Origin of the sequence: Candidatus Rickettsiella isopodorum (genome assembly GCF_001881495.1) — a bacterium.
Taxonomy (GTDB): Bacteria; Pseudomonadota; Gammaproteobacteria; order Diplorickettsiales; family Diplorickettsiaceae; genus Aquirickettsiella; species Aquirickettsiella isopodorum.
The window spans coordinates 1-25,587 of sequence record NZ_LUKY01000025.1 but is presented as its reverse complement, the minus strand read 5'-3'; the positions used below and the strand labels follow the sequence as shown (position 1 = coordinate 25,587).

Annotated in this window: 14 protein-coding genes; 6 read left to right on the top strand and 8 right to left on the bottom strand. The window is 37.2% G+C overall.

Annotated features, from left to right (window positions below; genetic code table 11):
- From A1D18_RS00455 to A1D18_RS00420, 8 genes are all read right to left on the bottom strand, one after another.
- Positions 1 to 11,439, bottom strand: an 11,439-nt coding sequence (locus A1D18_RS00455) for an RHS repeat protein (RefSeq protein WP_143750400.1), incomplete at its 3' end; no start/stop codon positions are given.
- A gap of 48 nt (positions 11,440 to 11,487) precedes the next feature.
- Positions 11,488 to 14,856 carry a leucine-rich repeat domain-containing protein gene (locus A1D18_RS00450; protein WP_071661861.1) on the bottom strand — a complete coding sequence of 1,123 codons (3,369 nt, stop codon included), beginning with the start codon at positions 14,854 to 14,856 and terminating at the stop codon, positions 11,488 to 11,490.
- A 187-nt stretch (positions 14,857 to 15,043) separates the two neighbouring features.
- The gene (locus A1D18_RS00445; RefSeq protein ID WP_071661860.1) at positions 15,044 to 16,702 is read right to left on the bottom strand and encodes a PAS domain-containing hybrid sensor histidine kinase/response regulator; all 1,659 of its coding nucleotides are present in this window, start codon (positions 16,700 to 16,702) and stop codon (positions 15,044 to 15,046) included.
- 101 nt (positions 16,703 to 16,803) lie between these two features.
- Entirely contained in the window at positions 16,804 to 18,627 is a 1,824-nt protein-coding gene (locus A1D18_RS00440; protein WP_071661859.1) for an amino acid adenylation domain-containing protein, read from the bottom strand.
- A 39-nt stretch (positions 18,628 to 18,666) separates the two neighbouring features.
- A complete protein-coding gene (locus A1D18_RS00435) occupies positions 18,667 to 19,539 on the bottom strand; it encodes a GNAT family N-acetyltransferase (protein ID WP_171910797.1) in 873 nt (290 codons plus the stop codon).
- A 638-nt stretch (positions 19,540 to 20,177) separates the two neighbouring features.
- A complete protein-coding gene (locus A1D18_RS00430; protein ID WP_071661857.1) occupies positions 20,178 to 20,384 on the bottom strand; it encodes a hypothetical protein in 207 nt (68 codons plus the stop codon).
- A gap of 96 nt (positions 20,385 to 20,480) precedes the next feature.
- Positions 20,481 to 21,503 carry an RpnC/YadD family protein gene (locus A1D18_RS06920; RefSeq protein WP_071661856.1) on the bottom strand — a complete coding sequence of 341 codons (1,023 nt, stop codon included), beginning with the start codon at positions 21,501 to 21,503 and terminating at the stop codon, positions 20,481 to 20,483.
- Between the two features lie 223 nt (positions 21,504 to 21,726).
- Positions 21,727 to 21,942, bottom strand: coding sequence for a hypothetical protein (locus A1D18_RS00420; protein WP_071661855.1), 216 nt, complete (start codon positions 21,940 to 21,942; stop codon positions 21,727 to 21,729).
- A gap of 87 nt (positions 21,943 to 22,029) precedes the next feature.
- On the opposite strand from A1D18_RS00420, the gene A1D18_RS00415 reads away from it, so the two are divergent.
- From A1D18_RS00415 to A1D18_RS00390, 6 genes are all read left to right on the top strand, one after another.
- Positions 22,030 to 22,212, top strand: coding sequence for a hypothetical protein (locus tag A1D18_RS00415; protein ID WP_071661854.1), 183 nt, complete (start codon positions 22,030 to 22,032; stop codon positions 22,210 to 22,212).
- 118 nt (positions 22,213 to 22,330) lie between these two features.
- A complete protein-coding gene (locus A1D18_RS00410) occupies positions 22,331 to 22,654 on the top strand; it encodes a hypothetical protein (RefSeq protein ID WP_071661853.1) in 324 nt (107 codons plus the stop codon).
- Positions 22,647 to 22,982 carry a hypothetical protein gene (locus A1D18_RS00405; protein ID WP_071661852.1) on the top strand — a complete coding sequence of 112 codons (336 nt, stop codon included), beginning with the start codon at positions 22,647 to 22,649 and terminating at the stop codon, positions 22,980 to 22,982. Before A1D18_RS00410 ends, A1D18_RS00405 begins: the two co-directional genes overlap by 8 nt.
- Entirely contained in the window at positions 22,975 to 23,454 is a 480-nt protein-coding gene (locus A1D18_RS00400) for a hypothetical protein (RefSeq protein ID WP_071661851.1), read from the top strand. The genes A1D18_RS00405 and A1D18_RS00400 overlap by 8 nt, the downstream gene beginning before the upstream one ends.
- Complete coding sequence (locus A1D18_RS00395) at positions 23,432 to 24,262, top strand: PD-(D/E)XK nuclease-like domain-containing protein (protein ID WP_071661850.1); 831 nt, start codon at positions 23,432 to 23,434, stop codon at positions 24,260 to 24,262. The genes A1D18_RS00400 and A1D18_RS00395 overlap by 23 nt, the downstream gene beginning before the upstream one ends.
- 14 nt (positions 24,263 to 24,276) lie before the next feature.
- Entirely contained in the window at positions 24,277 to 25,068 is a 792-nt protein-coding gene (locus tag A1D18_RS00390; protein WP_071661849.1) for a hypothetical protein, read from the top strand.
- Positions 25,069 to 25,587 lie beyond the last annotated feature (519 nt).

Below are 25,587 nucleotides of genomic sequence, written 5' to 3'. Positions count from 1 at the left end.
TATACTTTCTGCTAAAGAAAAATGATCTTTTATTCCCATGCCAACACACAATTCTTGTGCAGCGGCATCCGCCAATCCGGCGGCCACACCAGTCATTATGGGTACAGATACTCCCAAACTACCGGCAATTTCTGTGATAACAGCAATTGCGGGCGGATACACACACACAACGACCACTGCAATGGCACAGATCAATAGGGCAAAAAACCCCTCATCGTCTTGTGGGGGTTGTGGTGTATCTAGGTGCGGAGTGAGTGAACCTTGGATGATTTGCAGAAATTGATAATACGGACGGGCCATTCCAGCTTTGTTATGTACCGAAACGAGTTGCGGTATGACGATGGTTTGGCCAGCAATAAGTGTTCCGCCGCCATTCGCCGCATCAATATAACTGGCTAAACTGGCATCTCCATACAGATTGCTGGCAATCGATTCATAACTATCTCCCGCGGCACAGGTGTAGGTTTGCGGTAAACTCGAAAAATCCTGAGTTAAACTTAGACCAATTTCTTTACCTGCGTCGCCTTGTGGACTCACCCAATTCAGTGCTAAATCAAAGAAATCATAGCCTTTATTTTTAAAGCTAGCTAAGTATTGACCATTAACGCGGTAAAAATAATAAGTTTCAAGACTACAAACAAAAACATCTCTATAATATCTATTCCGTTCCACTAAGTGCATGCGACGTAGAATCAAACCGTCAGGTGTCGCGATAAAATATTTATCTCGCCCATCGGGATCTTCTGCACCGGATATCGCATTCGGCTCGCCATTAGGACCTAAGTAATTTTTAACTGAGGAATAATCGCTCGTCCCATCCTTATTCGTTCGATAACCTTGAATACTTGCAATGCGCCATTGATCCCAACCCACATAATTACAATTGAGATGATCAACATTGTGTGCTGCGTCGTTATAGTTAATCGTTTGCTGTTGGGGTAAACCCATCGCCGTTAATTGTTGATAATCTGTGCGCGTAATGCTTTGATTAAAATCTGTTGTCCTACCTTGACGCTGAATATTGGTGTTTATCCAGCCATTTTCATTATAAATTCGTTCATTCTCAGTGACGCGATTGGTAAGCCAATCAAAGGGGGAAGTCGTTCTATAAAGTGTTTGTCTGCCGGCACTATCGTATTGTCTCTCGGTACTTTTGTTTGTGTAGTTGCCGTTGACTTTCGAACCCACCAAACGTCCGTCGATGTCATAGAGAAGATCCGCAGTCATTTTTTCATTGTGCACGGAACTTATATTAATTTCTGTCACTCGACGATCATTTTGATAAACAAGCTCCATCCCTCTATCTGGTATGATTGTGATCTCTCCATTTTGAAGTACACCTTCTGAGATGATCACGCGATCTTCTGTATCGTATTTCCACCAAACTTCTTGCGCAAGATGACTCCCACCCACATCAACAACACCTTTTATAAAACGCCGATTACTCACAGCATCATAAGCGGTAGTGAAAATAGCTTGATTATCTCGTGTTAAAATTTCTCGGCCTAAGGCATCGATTTGACTACTGGTTTCACGGAAAATTTCACCTTTATCACTGATGACACTGGCAGCAATGCGTCGACCTTCTGAATCATAACGATAAGAGGTTTTTTTACCGGTAGCCAAATCATTTAATTCAGTTACTTGTCCTGAAACATATTGATAATGTAGATGTTGTCCACTGAGCGGTTTTATGACCTGAGCATAACCAAAAACATTTCCGTTATATATAATCGGCTGTAATTCAAAATAATCTCCATGCTTTCCATCCTCTGATCGGACATCAACTAATTGTCCTTTGTAATCATAGGTATAACGATAAACAGCGCCACTCAGATCGGTGTGTTGCAGTGCTTTACCAAAGGCATCACGTTGCCACGTTAAGAAACTATTATCTGGATTTTCTAATTTGATCAACTGATGATTGCGCCCATAAATCATACGGGTGCATTGACCCAATGGCTCATAACGTTCAATGAGATTACCTAAGACATCGAAATTATAACGTCGTGTATTATTAGCGGGATCAGCATCGCTATTGCGTTGCTTTAGTTCGTTATACGTATAACTACGTCGACTACCGGAAGGTTTTTGAAAAGCAAGCAGATTGTTTTGTTGATCATAAAAATATTTTGTGATTTCACTGCAGGCATCGTGCGATTCAATGACATGATTGAATGCGTCATAGATTTGTGTCTTTCTTAACGTGCCATCGGATAATACTTCAGTGATACGATGACCTGCCGCATCAAAAATATATCCGCGCGTATTGCCATTCGCATCGCGTTTTGCAATTTGCAAACCACGCGTATTGTATGCAAAATCGGTAATAGGAGAAAGTGCTTTGGTGTTGCCTTGTTCGTCAACCACATCCACTAAAGGTTCTTGTTTTTGAATCAATTGATCAGCATCATTATAACGAAAGTATGTGACGTGACCTAACGTATCAATTTCAGTTAATTTATTATTCCATACGTCATAACGGTAACGACGTGCCGGTTGCACCAAATGTTGTCGATCCGGTTCATCCATACTTTGTGTGGGAAAGACTTCGCCACCTAAGCTTAGCACTAAATTTCCAATGCTACTCTGACATCGAAAGGGATAGACTCCTGCTGAAAAACCTGTTACATCCACCACCAATCCCGATGTAATCACATTGATCATTGCAAATTGTGTCCAGCAGCGCATTCTATCAAGACTGACATCTAAGTATTCTAAAATAGGTGTTTGTTTGTCGGGCGTTACATCAGGTAGAGGGCTTACTACGAGCAGATTTTTATCGGCAAAATTAAGGTCAGTAATCAGTTCAGGGTCAAACGCGGGTGCGCTGGGTGTTTCATTACTGTAAAGGGGTATCCAGTCTTCCGGTTCTGTTTCTAACCGCGTTGCTTCGTGATGTGGGATCATTTCCCATTCTTCTTCATCACTACTATCGGAATTTTCTGCCGTCAGCATGAGCCAATGGTGTTGCAAACGCGTTGAAGCACTGGATTTCCTCAGTTGTGGCCATTTCACTGCCAGTGAAAGTTTTTCGATAGCCTGAATAGGCACAGAAAAATCCACATTACTCTGAATTTTAGTGCCTTTTTTATCGGAATACGTCGTGCGTTTTTGATCGGGAACAATTTCTAATGTTTGTAATTGTGGCTTAGACTGTCTATCAAGATAGTGACATTGCAACTTCACGACTTGGGATTGTAAAAAAGTCGGCACCTGCCAATTGACTTCGACATGATTTTCTAAGTAACGAAATTTCAATGCACTCGTCAGTTCGCGAGATAAAGGTTTGTGTGCCGTTTTATGCGTATAAATTGTAAAAGGTAAACTTAAGCCATGTGATTTTTTATCATGCGTCAGTGATTTTAATTGATAAACACCGGAAGAATGATGACTTAGATCAACATAGTAATTATGTGATACTGGATCGATTTGTAATTCTAATGTTTCGCGTTTTCCAAACTCATTCCATAACTCAACCGCTGAAATATCACGTGTGTTACCGGTTAAACGTACCAAACTGGTTTGTTTCGTTTCGGTAATGGCCACTAAGTGCGCACTGTTGGTTGAGTTACGCGTATCAAACTGCACGCTACCTGAACTCTTATACATCAAGATTTTTTCATTCGTTTTTTCAGGATCACTAAACGTGTAATCCACTTGATAGTCATACACATCTGTCGCTAACGTGGATACATCCACACCGCAACGCCCTTCTTGTATCAGGATAGGCAAGGTTTGTTTTTTTTCTGGAACCTCTTTAGGCCATAACGAAAATTCAGCTTGGACATTCTTTTCTTGGGGAATCGGCCAACTCAAACTTTGGATCGGACCTAGCTTAGGATAAAGGTTACTGGCCAAAATACTTAACGGAATAATCTGAGGTTGTGTGGTGTCCTCTTGATAATTGGCCGGCAAGCTGCGAGTGATAATGCGTCCCGCTAAATCGCGCTGATTTTCTGTTCGCTCAAGATCATTAATATCCCAGTTAAGTAGACTCGGTATTTCCTGATAAGAAATAACCCCTAAATCTTTGCTCGGTGATTGCATACGTAAACTACATTGACCTGTTAAGTCATGTACATTCACGACCGGAATACCTTTTTCGGTATTGCTACACCAAAGCCGACCTAATGTATCAAAACGTCGATAAATAGAAAAACTTTCGGCTGTCTCACCTTCTCTAATGACTTGATCAAACGCATCATATTGAGTCACAGTCGTTTCTACCGTTTGTGCATCACGACGAAGTTCAACCTGGATCGGTCTATTATGCGCATCATATTGAAAAAATTTTTCATCCAGATGAACTTTTGTTTCATACTGATTTGCTTCTGTTTGTTGCCAGTGGCTTAAAGTCCACCATTGACGCGCCGGTTTACCGTGCGCGGTATAACTAAAGCCTTGAGGTATTTGCTGATTCGTTTGTTTCCACTGCAATTTTCCGCGTGCATCATACAGTCGTAGTTCTTGTTGATCCTCGGGATCGCTGGCCATCGGTTCGGGAATCTCACCCGGTGTAATCGGTTGGGCTCCCTGTTTAAAATGTCTCGTCAACACTATTTGACCGTGCGCATTATGACTAAAATAACTTAATGGAATAAGGATGTTTGAGTGGCCTGCGTTGTCGCGTGCCACTTCGGTTTGCGCAACTCGACAACCACGTTGATCATAATAGCGCCATTCGGTACTGCTATCTTCTAAGGTTTTAGCAATCTGTTGCCCATTTGCATTATATTGATAGCCGATGCTGAGATCTTGAGGTGGTGCATCACTAAACGCGGGTAATCCATGGGTTAATACCAATGTTTGACGAATGGCTTGCAGACGAACTTTTTTTACTAAACGATTCGCTTTATCATAATAAAATTGCTCGCTTCGATCCTCTGGTGTAGCCATTTTATCGAGTGCAGTTTTGAGTTCAGCAAAAGACAGATGCACGTTGATGGGGATATCCAGAATTTTAGCATAAGCCACACGCTTTAACCTTTGGCCAAAACTATCGTTCTCAAAACGTTTACAACGATACTGTGCGGCTTGATTATCTAAACCAACGGTATCTACTTCTGCAAGAGGCTGACCATTTCGATCAAACCAATAAAAATTTTCTTTACTACGGATGGCATCCATCTTTTCAGATTGGGCAACCAATTCACCCCAAGCGTTATACGACTTTTTAATTTCTGCTATTTCTTGACTCAATGTTCCGGTGTGCGAGACAGATTTTAGATTCGCTGTATAACAATAGACAGGACCTTTCCGTTGTGAAATAACCCGTCCGCATCGATCCCGTTGGTAATCAATAATGCGATCGGCATCGCTATGTCGTGTTCGATAATAGGCATCCAATACCGATTGGGGAATCCCTGTTTTTGTATACACACTGAGATCCAGTGTACAAGGTGTTGCATTGATTATTTTTCGATGCGTTTTACCAAAAGCATCGCGTTCTTTTTTAATCGTCACGCCGAGTGAATTGACATGGTAAACCAAGCGTTTTTGTTGATCGTACACCCAAAATTGCCAATGACCTGCAGCATCTTGTTCAGCTACTTTAAGTCCTTTTGCATTGGTAATACGGGTTGTCGTCAGTGTTTGTTTGGTTTCAGGGCGAAAGCGCCAGTTATCGGATTTTAATGCCTTCGAATCATCCACCGCTATGTCGGGTAAAGAGGTCTTTTGCCATTGATTCAAGCCATCGTATTCAGCTTCAAAAGTGCGAGGTTCTGAAGTATTAGCGGCAGTAATGATACGTGTAACATTACCAACCTTGTCATAGGTTTTATGTTTTTCAATAGCAATCGTTTTATGGTTTGATACTAATAAACCCGTTGCATCTTGAGATATTTCAGTAATCGTTACCGGTGGTGTTATTTCAATAGCCGGTCGTTTCGCTCGATCAAAAATGGTTTTCCACATCGATTGTTGTCGATCGGTATAAGTTGTTCGGTTTCCTAATGCATCATACTGATAGGTTTCGACATAGCCTAAGGCATCCGTGTGTTGAACCAAACGATTGGCTGCATCATAAACTTTTTGTGTAATGCGATCTTGTGTGAGATCCGGTGCTAATGCTTGCAGTTGTTGTAGCAACAATGCATAGGTTTGAGGAACCTTGAGACGTTGATTAAATTGAACTTCTTCGATCAAATTACCCTTCGCATCATGTTGATAACTCACCACTTGTCCTTCCGATTTCACCGTATAAAGTGGTTGACCTAAGCTGTCAAAAAAGAAAAACTGATAACGATCCTGACTATCCTGTTTGTTAAGATGGGATAATACTTCTGCGATCGGTAATTTGATTAATTGCGTCGGATCCTCAACCGGATTCGCATAACTAATTTGGCCAATCACACGTCCTTGTTCATCAAAACGTTGTTCAGATACATAATGTTCTGGATCGATGGAAAATCGTAATTGACCAACTTCATCACGTAAAAAATAATGGATGCGATCGCGTGAAGTATCAGCAATTTTAGCAACTTGTTTCGCGAGTTGCGCGATGCTCAATTTTTCTATACTTTTAATGCTGATGGCCGTCGCATATTGTATTGTTTGAATTTCCTGTTGTTTTGCATCATAACGTTTTTCTTTGACATAACCTTGTTGATCATTACCGCTTACAGAAAAACGTGTATTAGCATTGGCATCATAGAACGGATAAATCAGTGTATCTTCAACACTGGTTTGCAATAAAGCGCGCAATTGTTCAGGCGTCGTTTCATCGTTAATCTGCGCTACTTCATTTTCTGAAATGACACGTTGGTAGTGCCGCTCCAAAATAATTTGATCCGCGGGATTATAGTTCCATTCTGTCACACCACGCAGCGCATTGATCTTGAAGCAACGTCGTCCTGCTGAGTCCATAATAAATCGCGTCACATGACCATTCGCATCAATCTCAGCCAAAACGCTATCTTGGCCATTTTTATGTTGTTGCGTTTGGATGTTTAATGCCTCTTTACGCGTTTCAGTGACCGGATCGATGATCGTTGTACAATGTCGATTTAAGCCATCGTAATCAAGATGGCGTATATATTGATCCTTATCCTTTATGTCACCCTGCGTTTCACTCAACAATTGTTTTTGTCCGTTATACTGGCGTGTTGTCGTTAGATTTAAACCTGTTTTTTTCGTATCGAAACGCTGTTCGACAACCAGTCCGCGTCGATCATATTGATTGAGTTGAATGGTTCCTTGAGCATCTATCGTTTTGATACGTTGTCCTAGAAGATTATATTCATAACGTGTTTGTCGTTTAAGACCTTCCCTATCTTCTATTTTTGCAATTAAATGTCTCCGTGCATCATACCTATACTGCGTTTTAATGCCGTTTAAGATCTGCTTTTCAGTGATATCACCCAATAGATTATAAATAATTTCATAACCTCTACCCAATGCATCGCAGAAATGACTAATCTGTCCATCGGCCGTGTGTTGCCATGTTTGTGTTTGTTGTTTGGCATCGATTTCTTTGATCGTTTCTGAAAAAATATTGCGTATGCGAATTCGTTGATTACCTAAAGGATCAATAATAATCTCTCTGCGTTTATTAAGATGATAAAGGTGCTGTGTTGTTTGGCCTAAGGGATTGGTCATTTTAGTGGGTTGATCCCAAGCATCATACGCGATGTCACTACGCTGTTGTTGTAATGGATTTTGCATCCCGATCAACCGTCCTTTACGATCATAATCCCGTTGATAATCACCTTTAAGCTCATCTCGGATATGTGTCAATTTGCCATAAGGATTACTATAATCACGTTTTACTTTGGTATTTAACGTATCTGCCTGACGCTGTGTACTAATTTCTAAGCCGCGCCCGTCGTATTGATGTTGAATAACTAAACTGGGCTGTTTCGTTTGGACAGGTAATTTACTTTGGCTGACTTCAGAAAAAGCATTCGGGAGATGTTGTGTTTCATAGGCTTCGCCATCAATAAGCTTTACTACTTCGTCACGTTTGTTGTAGATTTTTTGAGTCACTACATCCTGTGTATTTTGTATGGCATCTAAGGCTTTACGCAAGGTATCGGACATAAAACCACCGGTAAGTGGTTGATTCAATCTATCCGCTAAGGTTAATTGTGCTTGACTGTAATCACGTATCTGAACAATATTGTTAAAAACATCTCGTGCGTATTCGCGGATTTGAACTTGTTTATCCGCAATAATTTGTATTGTCAGCACCCTCTGTCGTTCAGCATTATAATAAAAGTAAGTGAGTTGATCGCTGGCATCCTGACTCGAACGAATTGCCGTCGATAATTTTAAACCGCTCGCATCATAGGCATGTCGTCGCGTTGTTTCTTGCCATATCTTTTCTTTTTGTTTCTGTTTTTCTTCAGGTTTTAACGTGCTATCGGCCTCGATACGCGCCAGTGACTCACTATTGACTTTAGAAGCTTCCGCTAACGTTTGACCCCAAGCATCAAACCGAAATTCATTGGCACGATAGGTATCGCCAGTAATCTCCATGGTTGTTGCATCTTGTTCTCCTTTGGCGATAATTTCTCCCATAGTATCGTAACGCGTGAAGGTCACTTTTCCGTCGGATCGATGACTTGAAATTTCACGATTTAATTCATCGTATTCGTAATCGATAGTCTGATCATCCACCGATGCCACTGGCAAAGAAGGAATACGCTGCGTGTCCTTATACCAAGTGGCATCAACCGGATTGGCGTAACGCTTTTCACAACTCACTAAACCATTTAACAAATAGTCTTTAGTTGTCACATACGCTTCTGCATCGACGCTTAAAACTACCCAGCCACGTGGATTATAAAAGAAATATTCATGCGCATCCTTAGAACTTGCAACCGGCCGAATTTTGTCAAAGCGCTGCGTATTACTACTAATGATTTGCGGTTGTGCATAGCGAATTATTTCAGTAATCCAAGCCGCTCCATTGTGTTTATATTCGATGACATAGCCTGCCGCATCTTGTGTGCCAATCAGTAATTGATCGGCATCGTAAAATTTTCGTTGAATACGATCGTATTTTGGATCGGCCTGACAATCAAGACTTTTGCCTTGCAATAGCGCTGCTAACTGTTCTGGTTTAAGCGGTGATGCATAGCGTATCTCTGCAATCACGGCATCATGGTCGTTATAAAGCGTTTGGCAAAAAAAATTTTCTGCATCGACCTGCTCACTTAATCGATTGGAGTAGTCATAAAATTCATAGCTGAAACGATCCTGCTTAGGATCGGCGATGGCCATTTCTTTCATTAATTTTAATAAATCCATGACATCCGGTTCTGCTCCATGCCATCCCAGTGATTCAAGTTTTTTTATATCGATGGCTTTGGCATAAGCAATCGTTATTTTGTTACGATTTTGTGCATCATAACGATATTCCGTCAGACGTCCATTTGGATGCACGCTAAAACCTAAACGATTTTGTTTATCATAAAATCGATAACTCAATTGTCCATCCGCTGTCGTACATTTTTCCGTACAACTACCCACAATATTTCTACTGTAAGTAGTTTCACGAGTGATAAGCTGATCATTAAATGGTATCGTTTGTTTTTCTTTACTAAGCCTTTCGCAGGCATCCCATTCCGTCATTTCCTTTCGATTATTCGGGCGTGTAATTTCGGTATGACTATTATCGTAGCGATAATTGGTTACTTCGTTCGCGGAATTTTTATGCGATAAAAGACGACGTGCACTATCGTATTCTAAAAAGGTATACAATGGATTGTCTGCTTTTTTACGATATTCCCGCTTAAAACACAACGCGCCAAAAAGAGTATAATGCGTAGTCACCTGGCTCATGTGTTCATCATGAACGCCCTCACCTTTTTCGTTAATCGTTCCATAGTAATAGGTTTGTCGGCGTTGACAGCCGTCATAGTAGCGACATTCCGTTAAACTTATCTTCTGTAAATCTTGCTGTGCAACCCAACGTGTCATTTCAGCTAAATTAGGAACCGCGTTTTTCGCATACTTATCAACCGGAAAACGTCCTTCTAAATAAATAATCGTGTATTTAAGATGACCAAAATCTTCATAACGATATTCAGTGACGCGACCTTCGGGACTTATTTCAAAGCGTAAATATAAACCTCGATATAAACTAAACTCATGATCATAAACTTTACGTGTTACCTGCGCGTTACCCGTCGCAAAATGAATTTTCGCAATCAAATTATGTCGCTTACTCACTTCATCATAAACATATTCCGTTATCTGACCATTGGCTTTTTGCTGTTTAATTAATAAGCCATCCTGCGCTTCGTATTGAAAACTATGTTTACCTTGACCTGCAGAGGTAATGCTCGCCAACTGACCTTGAACGTTATAGGTATAAAAGCAGCTATCGATGGGACTATACGTCGTATTGGGATAACCTCTTTCTCGATCAATTTGAGTGATGGATCCGTGTTTATTAAAATATAATTTGGTAGCCACCTTGGCATAACTTTCGACAATCGCATAGCTTTGATGATAATAAAAACGAACCAAATAACCGCTGGTATGTAAAGGAGGATGCGCCAGATACACACTTGAAATTCTTCTTGGCGCAAGATTTGGAGGCACGTCATACATTAAAGACAGATTGCTAGTATCGGCATCCGTTTGTTTAATGTAATCAAGATAAGCTAAATTATAAACATCTTCATCACTAAGCTCGGCAGGATCCTTACTGGGTGCTCGATAGACAAAATTAATTTGAGGAAGCTTGGCATATTCGGTTCTTTCTGCTGGAAGTAGGGTCCGAATTAAACGATCATTCCGATCAAACACTGACGTTCTGAGTAACGTTGGGCTCCCTGCATTAACTTCATAAATAGATTCAATCCGTTCATTATTGACCCAGTGTTGATGAAATTCATAGTTCGATTCAGGCGCGAGTATCTTTGTCAGTTTCCACGGTGTTTGCAAATCATCATAACGATATCTTGTTCGCTCATTTCTGCCATCCAAGCGTTCCTGTAAATAACCCTGGTCATTGTAAATCTCCGTGATCTGAGTTTTCGGATCAAACCATACCCATTGGTTTTCTGGTTTATCATAATGAAGATAAGGGCGACTATCTGACCAATAAGGAGCAAGCCATCGATTTGTTTTACTATCAAATTGATAGTCCGTTTCATGGCCATCTTTTTCAATTAATATCGCGGACGAAGTTTGATCAGGTTTAGGAAGAAGTTTGAAACGTTTATGTGCAAAACGCCAAATATCTGCCATCGTTTCTGCATGACTGTTATAAACATAATAAAACTCTAATGGGAAATTTTGTTCTTGGACAATTAACTTATGATCAAAAATAATAAGATTTCCGGTGCTGACATTAATAAAGCTCTGCATTTTTAAAACACCGAAATCACGGCTAGGAATTGCAGGTCCAATCTGAGTCAATGATGAATAAGAAACACCCAGACCATTGCCGGAAATAAGACTAAAAGGATAAGCTAGATTCATAGGAATACTCCTTTATTTATTTTTAATTTTTTAAATTAAAACGCTCATCTAAAAAGAAGAACGTCTTAGATTAGGATGAACACTGTTTTCCTCAGACTCTGACCTAGCTATGCTGGGCGCTGGACGAAAGAATCGATAGGTTGATCGACTTGCACGATAAGCGCCATAAAATAAAACAAGGGCACATAAGATGCCGCCCGCACACAATAAGCTCATTAAAAAAGGACTTCCCAACACCAAAGCCTTAGACCGTATCGATTGAGTTTGATTGGATAACGATCCTTGCGCTTGTTCTAAAGGAGTCACGAGTTTACTGTTAGCTGGTAATAGCTGACAGGTTCGCCAATCCAATTGCGTCATATGATTCGATTCAAGAAAATGAACATCCGGTAACGATGCCGCCACACGACAAAAACCTCTTAGTGTTGAACTATCCGTATCGGTATTAACAATACCGAGCTGATTTAAGTCGGTATTCCGTTTCATAGGATAAAATACACGTTTTTCTTGACGCGATAAGTGAGGTGCATTGAGATCTTGACGATGGCAATGGAGTTGAACGAGTGCTTCAGAAAAATGTTTTAATGAGCCTGTTTCAAGTTTATTATCACTCAAACTAAGCTGCTGCAAAGAAGATTGATTTAATAAGGGGGCTAATTCATTAAAGAAATTTCTATCTAATCGATTACTACTTAAATCAAGAACCGTCAGATTGGTTTTAGTTAAGCCTTGTGCTAAAAGAGGCGCACTCTCATACGAATTACTAATCTGATTATTATTAAAATGCAATTGACGCAAAGAAGTGTTCGGCAGTACCTCTAACCAATTGAGTAATGTTTGATTCGTAATTTTATTTTTGTTTAAATTTAATGACTGTAATAACAAGGTATCATTAGAAAAAACCTGAGTTAATTCAGCAATAGCTTTATCATCCAAGTCGCAATCCTCGCAAACCAAACTTAACAAACGGGAATTTGGTAGTACTCTGATGATATTTTTAAACCCTTCTCTTAAATAATTCTTTGAAAGATCCAAATGCTCTAAAGAAGTCATTGGTAATTCCTGAGCAATAAGCAGGCTCGCTTCTTCATCAAGATCATTGTTATTAACTATGAGCATCTTTAAATTCTGTTGGCTTACACTTAAGATAAATTGTATCGCTTTGCTATTCAGTGAATTATCTGAAACATCTAAAAATTCTAAATTTTCTAAGCAATTTTGCAAGGCACTAAGATGCTCGTCTGCTAAACCGGTATGACTTAAGCGCAGTCTACTTAAAGAGGAATTTCCTTTTAAGGCATCACTAAACAATCTCAGTCCATTAACGGAAAGTAATTGAGAAGATAAATCTAAGCTTTGAAGAAAACTTTGCTGAATTCCTAGACCCAGTTTTTGTAAACCTAAATCAGAAAATAAATTATGCGCAACATTCAATACTCGCAGTGAACTATTAGGCAATACTTGGCTGATCTGTGTTATACCACTATCTCCTATCTGATTCTTTGCTAAGTGCAAATCGCTTAAGTTAAATCCACTAGCAATTAATTCACTTAAATAACTCACACTGATATCTGTCATATTGGCATCCATCAGGTAAAGTGCATTCAATGACTGATAAGCGAATGACTCCAGCAAGAGCGAAAACGATTCCTGGGTTAAGCGTTGATGACTTATATCAAACTGTGTCACATTGATCTGCGTCAATAACTGCGTTAATGCGAGTATGTGTTGCACAGTGGGGGTTGGATTCTCATTATTATCCTCCGTCACGATCCCTGAGGCATTAAATAATTCCAGTGGAACGCTCAGCATAGGCTCTAAGGCAAGCAGAAATTTCTCCCACTCAGAAACGGGCCAATTTGACCAATCCTGTTGTGAAAGATCGACACGATTAATTCCAGGCACCGATGGTAGCTGACTCAGATAATATCCCACTTCTCTAGGGGCCATCTTTCGCTGTAATAAGCCTTCTAAACACGTTTGAGCCGTCAAACTATTTTGATAGTTTACAAATGGCCAATCACAAGCCACACATTCATAACGTTCACTTTGAATAAGGAATTTGAAATAACTCCCCTTATTTTCACAAACTGATTTATCATGAAAATAATAAGCGATATCAATCAGTTTTTTTACAATTAATTCAAGATAACGACTGACAGAATAAAATGTAACAGCCGAAATTAATAAAGAGGGGATCCAAAATAATTGGGTTGTTGCGCGTGTATCGTCGCCTAAGGTCCAACGAAAATAACGTGCCATACCTCGTCGTTGACGATCTTCTAAAAGAGCACCACCCTCCATTTCTTCGAATGATATCGGTTGAGCGCAAGCTGCTTCAAGTTCGGCCAAGGTTTGGCGAGTACTCGCTTCGTTTATCGGTTCTTTTCTAAGTTTAGCTAAAATAGTTTCTCTTAACTGTGCTAAACCTGCTTTATGAACGGGATCTTCAATAAACCGATTCAAGTTTTCTGAGTGGAAACTGGCCGCTACTTGGGCGAGTAGCTGCATCGCTCGATAACGTATAAGAAAATAATTAGATTCCGTAAGCTCAATCAAATTATTAACTAAAGCGGCTTTTAGATGCAATGAGATTAATAAACTTTGATCATTATCCTTTCTACCATCCCACAACAATATGAATTTAACCTGATTCAATGTTCTACTCAAGCGGCTCATTGGAAGCAATGATAGACAGGCATCTCTAAAAGTAAGTGATTCTTTATCGAGGTTAATTAAAGCAACTTCTATGCTACGAATGACATCTTGGGTTTCAAGAATGCGCAGTTGTTTGTTACGTAAGAAAACGGAACTTAAACCCAACATAGATGGAATCAAGATCGCTCCTAACCAAGTCCAGTAGGCTGCTTCATGAATCACATCACTGCCAAAATGATAAGTCCAACTTATTTGATTCTTGGCTGTTCCATCTAAAATATCTGGCAATGAAGTGCTACAACGTTCTTCTGGAAATAAACTATAACTCATCAAATCATGAAGTAATAAGGAAGCCAGCAATATCGCTCCCATCTCCGATAGTATAAAATCTGCTGAATCAATAAAATTTTTTATACGATAAGCCCAGCGAGCCCTGGACCAAGATTCGAGAGGAATGCCTTCACCCGCCAACCAAAATAATCGAGTTGACGTTTTGTCTTCTAATGAATCACTAATGACTTCAGACTTATGTTTTATCCCCCACCAAGCTAAGCGAGTGATAAGATGAGCAGAGTGCCAACCTCGCACTAAATAAGATAGAAAAGATTTTTTTTGAATGCTTATTAAATCACTTCTTGACTCAAGGGGTTCATCTTCTTGTGATAATTCTTGAAACCCATCATTTTGTTCATCAAGATCCTCAGAAAAAATAAACGGTTCTTGATCTTCATGGGATTGCAAAAACGACCTTGTTATCATTTTTCTCCTTTTTATTTTTTTGAATGTAGCTATTTGTTAATGTTGTTTAATTTATAATAAAAAATAAATTTAACATTAGCAAGATAAATTATTCTCTCATCAAGAATAAAATTAAATACTATCTATTAGTGATAGATTAGAGATATTTTCATTTTTTTAAGATCTTTTTAATTTATAATAAAATTTTTTATTTATTTAAAAATTTTTTGATGGTTTGCATATCTTTTTCGGTAAAAGGTTTTTTAAGCACCTCATCAAAATCAACCTCGTTACATTTATCCTTAATATTTTTTTCTGCATGCGCAGTTAAAGCAAAAATGGGAAGATGATTTTTTTTGTTGACTTGTTCCCATTGACGATAACGCTGCGCGACTTCTGTTCCATCCAGATCAGGCAAACCAATATCGAGTAACGCCCAAATAAAAGATTGGGTCTGCAATGCATGTAATGCGGCTTTTCCTTCTGTTACTGCGATCACTTCATAACCTAATTTAGTCAGTATATTTTTTACGGCATAGAGTACTAAAGCATTATCCTCAGCCACTAGCACCGCTCCTTTGATTTCTAGTCCAAGTGGTTGTCTAGGGTGCTCTATCTCAGAATGACTCTTTTTATCTATCGTTCCATGAAATATAGGAAAAACAAATTCTAAAGAAAAACAACTCCCTTTTCCTTCTTCACTAGAAACCTTTATTTTTCCACCTAATAATTTCGTCGCTTTTTTTACTAAGAATAAACCTATACCATAACCCGCATATTCAGCTTTATAAGAAGGATGAGCGCGATAAAATCGGTCAAATATTTTATCGATTTTATCTTTAGCGATGCCAATGCCTGTATCGGCAATCAGTATTTCTATTTTTGCTTTATCCTTTTTTGTCATTAACGCATTTATTTCTAAACTAATCTTACCTTGTTTAGTAAATTTTACGGCATTGGATAGAATATTAAGGATAATTCTTTTCAACTTAATTCGATCAGTGACCACTATGGGTAAAAGAGAACCCAGATTTATTTGAAACTCTAACCCCTTCGCTACTACGGCAGGTTGCATCAGCGCCTGTAGTTCCTCTGCAAATTGCTGTAAATTAATATTTTCTTTTTTTACACTTTCAATTTGATGCTCAGCGGCAGTGACCTCTATCACTGAGTTGAGTAATTCTAAAAGTTGCTCACCTGCACTTTGGATCCATTCACCATATTGTTGATCTCGAGCACTGCTTGCATCCTCCGCTTGTAAACTGGAAAGACTTATAATTCCTGCTAAAGGTGTGCGTAGATCATGACTCATATTCATAATAAATTCAATTTTCGCTTTACTGGCTACTTCCGCTTTACCTAGGGCAATCTGGAGAGCCGATTCGGTTTCTTTAAGTTTAGTAATATCTGTTGAAATCCCAACAACGCCTATGATTTCACCCTTTCTATTTCGTAGAGGCGTTTTATTCGACAGATAGTAAAAAATTTTTCCATCTGCTTCGATGGGAGGTTCCTCTTTATCAATGCTTGGAACGCCGGTTTTCATCACTTCTACTTCGGTTGTTCGAAAGGGTTCAAATGCTTGTGTTGGTAAATTAGCTGCTTGCGCCATTTGTTCATAAGTTAAACCGACTAGCTCTGCTCCCGATTTTAAATTGAGTTGTTTAGCTAAATTATCATTGCCTCCACGCAATACACAATTTTTATCTAACCAGTACACATTATTAGGCATAGAGTAAATAATATTAGTAAAATAGTTTATTAAATTATCTATATAATCTTGAACTGAAGCTGTTTCCGAGAATGTATCCCCAGTAATTTGTAAAGTCACTTTCTTTAAATATTCAAGATAATTTTTTTCTGGCATGCTACCTTATCCCCTATGACGAAATATTGATTATTGGTACCTATTTCTACCGACCAAATCCTGTGTATCTAGCAATCTTTTGAAAACAACTATAAATAGAGTTACTTATTAGCAATTTTTTCTACGAATTTTTTCAGATCGTCCGCCGTATGAATGGCTATGAGGTCATTCTGATCCAATTTCAAGTTACAGTGAAGTTCTATTTCTTTTAAAAATCGAACCTGCAATAAATAATTATTATTTAAGTTGAAGAAATAATGTTCTATCGCTTTTAAATTATAAACATTAAATATACTTTGCAAAATTTTTATTAATTTTTCTTCTACATTTTTTGTAATGCTTGATTTTTTCTTACATTCATCCTGAAAATACGTAATGTCATTCTTTTTATCAATTAATTCTGAGCACAATTTTTTCCTATCTAATTTTCCATGCTGAGAAATAGGAAAGGAAGAAACAGGTAAGTAAAAATTTGGAATGCAATAAGAAGGAAGGTTTTCCTTTAAAAAAAACATAAAATCATTTACTCTAAAATGACTATTATAAATAATAAAAGCGATTAAAAATTTCTCTTCTGATTTTAAAATAGGGTGTGTAGTCACTACAATTTTTTGAATGGATGGATAACTATTGATTATGTTTTCTATTTCAAAAAGTCCTACTCTATAACCCATGACTTTGATTTGATCATCTATTCTTCCTGAAAAATATATATTCCCATCCGGAAAAAAATATCCTAAATCGCCAGTTTTATAAAAAATAGTTTTCTCATTGTCTTTCAAAGTCAGTTCAATGAACTTTTCCTTAGTTAAATCAGGTCTGTTCAAATATCCCCGAGAAACGCCATGCCCTCCAATATAAATTTCTCCTTGTACACCAGGAGGACAATATTCAAATTTTTCATTAAGAATTTTAATCATCGAGTTTGGGAAAGGTCGTCCAATTGGTACTGACAACCTGTCATCAAATGCTTCTGCTTGATTGTTTAATTCAAAATAAGCACTATCTATCGTAGTTTCTGTAGTGCCATATGAATTAATTAAACGTGCCTTTGAACTTAAAAAAGATTTAAAGTATTTATATTCTTTCAATGACCAGCTATCAGAGCCACAAATAAGAAGACGCATGAAATGTAAATTTAAGCCTTTTTGATCAAGGTAGGTAATTAGTTTCCTCAAGACCGTTGGTGTAAATTCAGCCACGTTAATCGCATTGCTAATTAATAACTCATAAAGTTTTTCAGGTTGTAATACAATTTCAGGGGGACATATAACTAATTGTGACCCCGATCCCAATGCTCTTATTATATCGCCTGTACAAACATCAAAACCAAAATTAGCTATTTGCAAGTGTCGATCGGTGTAACTTAACTTATAAACCTCTTCCCAAGCATGATAGATACTTGCAATATTACTCTGCGTGACTATAGCGCCCTTCGGATTACCTGTCGATCCCGATGTATAAGCAATATAGGCAATGTCGGTCAGTTCACTATAGTCTGGAAAATCATTCGTTGGAAATGAAGCTATTTTATTGCTATCCTCTTCTAGAAGAATAGAAACTATATGCTTAGCATTAAAAAAAATACTCTCTTCATTTTTTTTATCTAAAATAGCAAAGCTCACATTTGAATCATCCAGTATAAAATTAATCCTTGTTAATGGATAACTTGGTTCAATGGGTAAATAGGCAACACCTAATTTCCAAAGCGCAATAATACTGATAATTCTCTCTAAGTAATTCTTAGAAATAATGGCCACCACTGTATTTTTTTTCACGCCTTTACTTTTTAAGTAATAAGCAAGCTGGTTAGCGCGTTGAGTTAACTCATGATAAGAATAAACTTGCCCTTTAAAACTTAAAGCTGGGTTTTTTGGATTCAATAAACAATTTTTTTTAATAAGAGACATTAATGAGACAAACATACTATTTCAATTTTTTATTTTTATTTTTTTCTTAAAAGTTTAGCCTATTTCTAAAGTAGTTATCGCATAAACATTGCTATTGCTTGGCTTCTCAATTAAGGGTTCTTTGCTTTTATACATTCGTGTCGTTTCAAACGTTTTATAGAAACCCAATTGCGTCGCTAACTTCACAGCCGTTTGATTGTTTTCTGGCACATCGAGTTGCACGATAGCTTGTTTCTCTTGGAGAAAATAAGCAAAAGAAGCATATAATTTCTGCGCTATTTCTTTATCATTTGCAAATAGGGGTGCAATTTTGTAACCCTGCCTACATTTACTTATGACGCCATATCCACAAATTTTTTCATTTTTTATTGCGGCCAATAAATAGGATTCTGGCATTTCTATCCATTTTCGCAAGAATTTCACCCGAGGAACTGAAAATATACTCGCATCATAATCGATTAACTCATTAATATCTAAGCGTTCTCTTCCTACTATTTTAATATCCATTTCAGAACATCTTAAAGCAAAATTAGGTTGCATTTTAAATTCACCCGTCCATCTTGAATTAATATGAAAAGAGGTAAAACCATATTTTCTTTGATAGTTACTGACTTGTTGTTGGACGGCATTAATGCCGATTAGCGAACAGTCTGTCAATTCTTCTAAGGTGGCTTTAACCAAAATTTGGCCTAAACCCTGCTCTCTAAAATTTGGATCAACGATATAGATTCCTAAATAGGCTAAATCTTTGGAATAGCGAACAGTAGATAAAGAAGCAATTATTCTCTCATTGAGAAATAATCCTTTATGCCCATTGAGGCTGGTCAAATAAAAAGGCAAATACTCATGTTTTCCAGGGTTCCATCCTTCTTTAACTGCCCAGTTACTTAATATTTCTTTAAATTCAAAAATTTTTAACGATCGCATAGAAAAATTTGATTTTGTTAAAACTATATTTTTAGATATTTCAGAAAAAAATCTTCGATCAGATTTTATATTAGCAAATGAAAAACGATTAACTAGTTTAAATAATGAAAACATAATACTGAATTATTACCTTAAGCTTATTGGGATCGGCAATACTATCATTAAATTATTGTAGAATTTTATAAATTTAATTTTTAAGCTTAATAACTACACGGTGGTTTGTTTTTTCGAGGTGAAATTTAAGTAACACATCCGCATAATAAGTGCGCGAGGCTTTTCGTAGAGAAGCATACTTTAAGGAAGGCAAGTTAGCTAAGTGTTTGATTTGACTGGTGGGCCGTGATGGAATCGAACCATCGACCAATAGATTAAAAGACTGAACTACGGCTTAAATAATCATTAATAATCAAACACTTGCGATACTTTGCAAACTTAATAACCTACTGAAAACTACAGTAGTTTAAGTGTATTAAATTTCAGTCTGGTACAATTCTGGTACACGAAACATTCTTTGAATTAATATGAATATTTTCTATTTAGATGGTGATTTAGAAAAAAAGCGCCATAGAATTAAGCTGTTGATTTATGGAAAATTAGACATTTTCAAGTTGAATTAAAACCAAATCAGATATAGATCTTTAAGATTCTTCGAGCTCAAGTAAGTCTTGTCTAGAAAGGCCAGTAATTTTCTTAATAAAACTATGTAAAACAAAAGTAATAAACTCTGGATCATTTCTCATAGCAAGCATTCTTTTGGCAATCTTTAAAGCGCAATTGCGCCCGCCTTCTTCAATGCCGCGCTTAAAATTTTCTTCAAATTGTTGTTGTTCTGTTGTTAGGGTCATAATTGCCTTCCTCGTTGAAGGCCGCCTTCCTCTATGGCTTAACTTTTCCATACTAGTTATGTAGCTCATAAACTCTCATTCTAGCTCTTTTAGAGGTCAGGCTTTTTCTAATTCAATTAAGTTGATTATTTCATTTTCAGATAAATTGGTAAGATCTTGAATGTATTGAATTGATCTACCTTGAGCTATAAGCTTTTTAGCTATAATAGTAGCTTTAAGGTATTCACCTTCTTCACGACCTTCTTCACGGCCTTGCTGTAGCCCTTGCTGTAGCCCTTGCTGTAGCCCTTGTTGAAGCCCTTTTTCTATGGCTGATTTTTCAAAACTTGTCACATAACTCATATTTTTCTCCTCTTCTAATTCATGGAGTTTCTCTTTATATTCTAACTCTAAATCCTTAGGTATAACTAGCGCCCAGTCTATCACCTTGAGCAAATTTATTACATAATCTCGCCCACGTCCCCTATCATACAACAGTCGAGTTAATCGTAGCTTCATAAGAAATCGAGCTTTAGGATCTTTTTTTGTCTCTAAGAAGATGAGGTGGACTAAAACGACTATTGCAAAAGGATTACTAGAAATCTCTAAATCCTGTTTCTTGTCATGATACTCAAGTAATTTGTGAGTTTTAAAATTAAAGGTTAACACTGAATAGCCAAATACATTGCGCTGATAGTCTGTTGGATGCCAACCTTGATTATTATCGGTCAGAATAGCTAAGGTTAAAATTGATTGATCGTACTTTGTAAAAAGTTTGCAATAATACTGAAATAATCGTTTAGAAAATTCGTCTTCTTTCTTTCCTTGGACCTCAATATGGATTAATACAACCTCTTGTTTTCCTTCTAGTGACTTAACTTTTATTAATTTATCAACAAAAGTTTTACCAACCATTGCATCGGTCGTAATAGACTGTAGTTCATTATCTAAAGATTCATAAGGCGTTATCCAATCAATTTTCTCTGCGATTTCTGGATAGAAAAACTCCATAAACTCTTTAAAATAAGCATCTAAAATATCTTTCCAAGCTGAGTCGTGATTTGCTCGTTGTTTTTTTTTCAGACATTTTTTATTTTCCTTATTGTACTTATTCTGATTTAGAAAGAAGAAGATTATCATGACATGTCTAAAACGGTAATAATTAATCGATATTTTGAATATGATATTATCTCTTTATTAGTCCATTAGATAAATAAGTCTTTTCAAAAAAACTTAGTGGCCAATTATATATTTTTCTTTTTAGGAGATTTTGAATGTCTAATTTCATCGTCAATAATTAATATAGCGCCAAATCCTATTACACAAGCAGCTATAATAATTGGTAAGAATGATAAAAATATTTTCATTGTTTATTTTTCCTCAGTCCTAAATATAAAGATATTGCACCTATTGTTGTTAATGACGCAGAGGTTAAAGACATAGTCCAAAAATCTATGCCCACATAATGGTTTATAAATACTCCGACAACGCCTGCCGTGATAAAATTAACCCCGATTTTTCTAAAATCTTCTTTTAGGGCTTTTAGATTAATAGATTTCTCTATTTTCTCTAATAACATTCCAATTCCTTATAATCTGTATTATTTTTATTAATAACATACATACTATATACTACTAGAGTTCTATAAGTCTAGGGGATTAAATTAGTGCCTAAATTAGTTAAAAAAAGTGAAAAAGCAACATTGGTAATAGAAATGCCAAAAGAAATGTGGGAACAACTTAGATGGCTATCATTCAATACAAAAGTTAGCATGTCAGAAATATGCAGAAAAGGAATTGAAAAAACATTAAAAGAAAATTTAAAAAAATTTCCTACTCCTCCTGCTTGACAGTATAGCACTAGAATCCTATAATACTAGGACTATAGGTAAAAAATTATAGCGCTGATAATCAGAACTCGTAATTCTGACTACCAGCTAACCACAATCTACTAAACAGGAGTAAATCATGGCTAACGTGATACTAGATCAATTCGTCCATCTAAAACAACCCGCAAGTGATTATCTATCACAGGTTTATCAAATTTCTTTCAAACTCAATGATTTAATAGAAGCATTAAAAGATCTTGTATCTCTTATTCAAGAGTATACGAAGTCCTCACATAATCTACTTGATAAAGGACAGATATCCGTTAAAGACTTTGAAGATTTAAATCTTTGCCAAATAACCGGAATTAAACACCTTCGACAAGCCGCTAAAGATATTGAAGCTTTTAATGGCTTTGAGATCTATTCAAAAGCTTTAGAAAAACGGGAGGTGGCACATGTCTAAACTAATCAGTCAATATCCCGATATAAAAAAGTATGTCAGTGATTATCTATCCCGAATCAATTATTTAGTTAAAGACTTATACAAATTGAAAGATAAACTCACTGAAGTTTTGTTTAGTATCGAAACGCAAGCTTGTCACTGCAGTAGCTTGTTAGATAAAGGCGACACTCCTTTAGCTACACTTAAAGACGCACTTAAAGAATTACCATCCAGATACGATAATAAATTTTGCTTCTTAGAAGAGTTCAGCTTTTATTTACCTAACCATATAAAACTCTTAAATGAGAGTTACAAAGCATACTCTGATGCGGAGGTGCTACATGGCTAATCTACCCAATTTAGTACCACATAAAGCACTTGGCAACATGACTTATTCTGGTAATGCTAAGCCTTATATGAATAATAAAAATAAACCGCTTTGGGATGATTTTCATTCCTTGATTGAACAAGCCGTTGTTCATCAAAAAGCTTCTCTTTATACCGATCTCAATAAAGAAATGAAATGGGCTTTAGGCATTGCTGCACTTCGAGAAAATAAAGAGCGAGTTATTGATGCTGAGTTTGGCAATTTAAATGGGTTAGTTGCAGATATTCTAGAAACTAAAGGTTCCCCACAGAGTTTATATAAACTTTATGAACATCTTGTCGCTGTTTTAATTGAAACCCACCCCATGCATGATGCCCATGTGGCGTATTGCATTAATCATGCGCTAGAAAAAGAAGAAGACAAACAAGCTTGTTATGCCGCCGAAGAGGCACAGAATAAAGGAGGCTTTTATGCTGAAGATCATAGCTTCTGAAAAAATCATTAATCCAGGAATCTATAACCTATCACCTGAAGCTTACCATCAAGGCCCTGGAATAAGTCGTAGCGGTTTGATGGCGTTTAAGCGATCCCCTTATCATTATTGGTATAAGCATTTAAATCCAGATTATATATCTGAGCCGGCAACACCGGCTCAGATTTTAGGTAATGCCTTACATACTTACATATTAGAACCGGATGAGTTTGAAAAACGATACTTTGTCGTTCCTAAGTTTAATAAAGTCACCAAAGAAGGAAAAGAACGTTGGCAAAAGATCAAATCTGAATTAGGTAAGAAAGAAACCTTATCCATCCATCAATATCAAACTCTACAACACATGGCAGCCAGTCTTAAGAAGAATAAGCTAGCGCTACAATTAATTGAAAAAGCAGAGATAGAACAGTCTTTATATTGGACTGATCCGGATACGGGTATTTTATGTAAATGTCGACCGGATATTTTGCGTAATAATCTTGTTTGTGATCTAAAAACAGCTCAGGATGGGTGTCCACGATCGTTTCAATATGCTGCATTTGATTATGGCTATTACATTCAAGCCGCAATGATCCAAGAAGCTCTAAAACATTTAAAGCAAAAAATAATAAAAGACTTCCTCTTCTTGGTTATTGAAAAATCTCCGCCTTTTGTCATCTCCGTCTATCAATTAGATCAAACTTCTTTGGAACAAGGGCGCTATGAATTCAAAACTCTATTAAGGCGCTATCAACAATGTTTAGAAACCAATGATTGGCCATCTTATGAAATACAAGAAATTTCACTGCCTCGTTTTGCATATACTTAAATTGGAGAATAATTATGAGTCAAGAATTAATTAGCGATCAAGGTAAGTTAGTTCGCGCTGAATTGGATATGCAGATTATGACTGCTAAGGCTTATCCTAGAAACCCTGATGATTTTATTCAGTTTGCAACGCAATTAGCAACACAAGATGAAGAAACTGCACAATCTTGCTTTTATTGTCTAAGCAGAAAAAGCAAAGATGGTAGGGTCACCGAAATTAAAGGCGCCTCTATTCGTTTAGCTGAAATAGCTGCCGCTAGTTGGGGTAATCTTCATGCTGCCAGTCGCATTGTTGAAAACGATGGGAAAGCAATTACTGCTGAAGGTGTTGCTTGGGATCTGGAACGTAATGTTCGTATTAGCAGTCAGGTTAAACGAAGTATTACAACTAACAGCGGTGCTACTTATGGTCAAGAGATGCAAGTGCTTACGGGTAACGCAGCCAGTGCCATTGCATTAAGAAATGCCATCTTTAAAGTCATACCTAAAGCACTGATCGATAGAGTTTATGAGAAAGCCGTGCACTATGCCGTAGGCGATCAAAAAACCTTAAATAACCGTCGAAGTGTTGTTTTCGAACGATTTAGAAAGTTAGGTGTGGGTCATACCAAAATCTTTCGTTTTTTTAATAAAAATTCTATCGAAGAATTTACCTTAGCCGATTTAGAAAATTTAATCGGTATTGGTACATCGATCAAAGAAGGTTGGTTGGAAATTGATAAAGCCTTTGTCTTAGATGAGGAGACAACGCCCCTTAATGTCGAGGAGCGCGTCAAGAACTTACTTAATAATGAAACAAAAAACTAAATCCTAACCGCCAACCCCGTTAAGGGGACACCGGTAGAGTGTATCACCACTCTACCGGTGCCTGGCCACAATCGGAGTGACCCGACAATGGTTAAATCAAGCTTAAAGCCTTTTACTGTCCTATGCAAATTCAGGATACAAAAAAATAGTAATAACTTATTTTTTAGTAAACATTCCTTTTTTAAAGGAAAATCACAGTTTTTAGCATCATATCTTTATATTTTCTATCTCTTTAGAATAGGGCTAATACGAATAAAAAAAGGCGTACTAAAAAGTACGCCCTCACGTTACCTAGGTACGACAAATACCGAGGTAATGCTAACCATCACAACTTCGGAGAGTTGAAATGGCTGATAGCAGCTTAGCGCGAGAAAGCCTAGGGCGCAAATGTACCTTTCAAGAAAGGCAATTTTTCAATACCCTAGCAGAATACTGCTTACTCCAAGAAGGGGTAAAAACTCTTACTGCAAAACAACTCAATTCACGTGTTAATTATTTATCTCCCTCATTTCAGAAAAA

Coding starts and splice junctions, on each gene's coding strand:
- A1D18_RS00400 (WP_071661851.1), top strand. CDS start 22,975: ATGGCTAATCTACCCAATTTAGTACCACATAAAGCACTTGGCAACATG.
- A1D18_RS00435 (WP_171910797.1), bottom strand. CDS start 19,539: ATGCGATCGTTAAAAATTTTTGAATTTAAAGAAATATTAAGTAACTGG.
- A1D18_RS06920 (WP_071661856.1), bottom strand. CDS start 21,503: ATGATAATCTTCTTCTTTCTAAATCAGAATAAGTACAATAAGGAAAAT.
- A1D18_RS00440 (WP_071661859.1), bottom strand. CDS start 18,627: ATGTTTGTCTCATTAATGTCTCTTATTAAAAAAAATTGTTTATTGAAT.
- A1D18_RS00410 (WP_071661853.1), top strand. CDS start 22,331: ATGGCTAACGTGATACTAGATCAATTCGTCCATCTAAAACAACCCGCA.
- A1D18_RS00405 (WP_071661852.1), top strand. CDS start 22,647: ATGTCTAAACTAATCAGTCAATATCCCGATATAAAAAAGTATGTCAGT.
- A1D18_RS00420 (WP_071661855.1), bottom strand. CDS start 21,942: ATGTTATTAGAGAAAATAGAGAAATCTATTAATCTAAAAGCCCTAAAA.
- A1D18_RS00395 (WP_071661850.1), top strand. CDS start 23,432: ATGCTGAAGATCATAGCTTCTGAAAAAATCATTAATCCAGGAATCTAT.
- A1D18_RS00450 (WP_071661861.1), bottom strand. CDS start 14,856: ATGATAACAAGGTCGTTTTTGCAATCCCATGAAGATCAAGAACCGTTT.
- A1D18_RS00390 (WP_071661849.1), top strand. CDS start 24,277: ATGAGTCAAGAATTAATTAGCGATCAAGGTAAGTTAGTTCGCGCTGAA.
- A1D18_RS00430 (WP_071661857.1), bottom strand. CDS start 20,384: ATGACCCTAACAACAGAACAACAACAATTTGAAGAAAATTTTAAGCGC.
- A1D18_RS00445 (WP_071661860.1), bottom strand. CDS start 16,702: ATGCCAGAAAAAAATTATCTTGAATATTTAAAGAAAGTGACTTTACAA.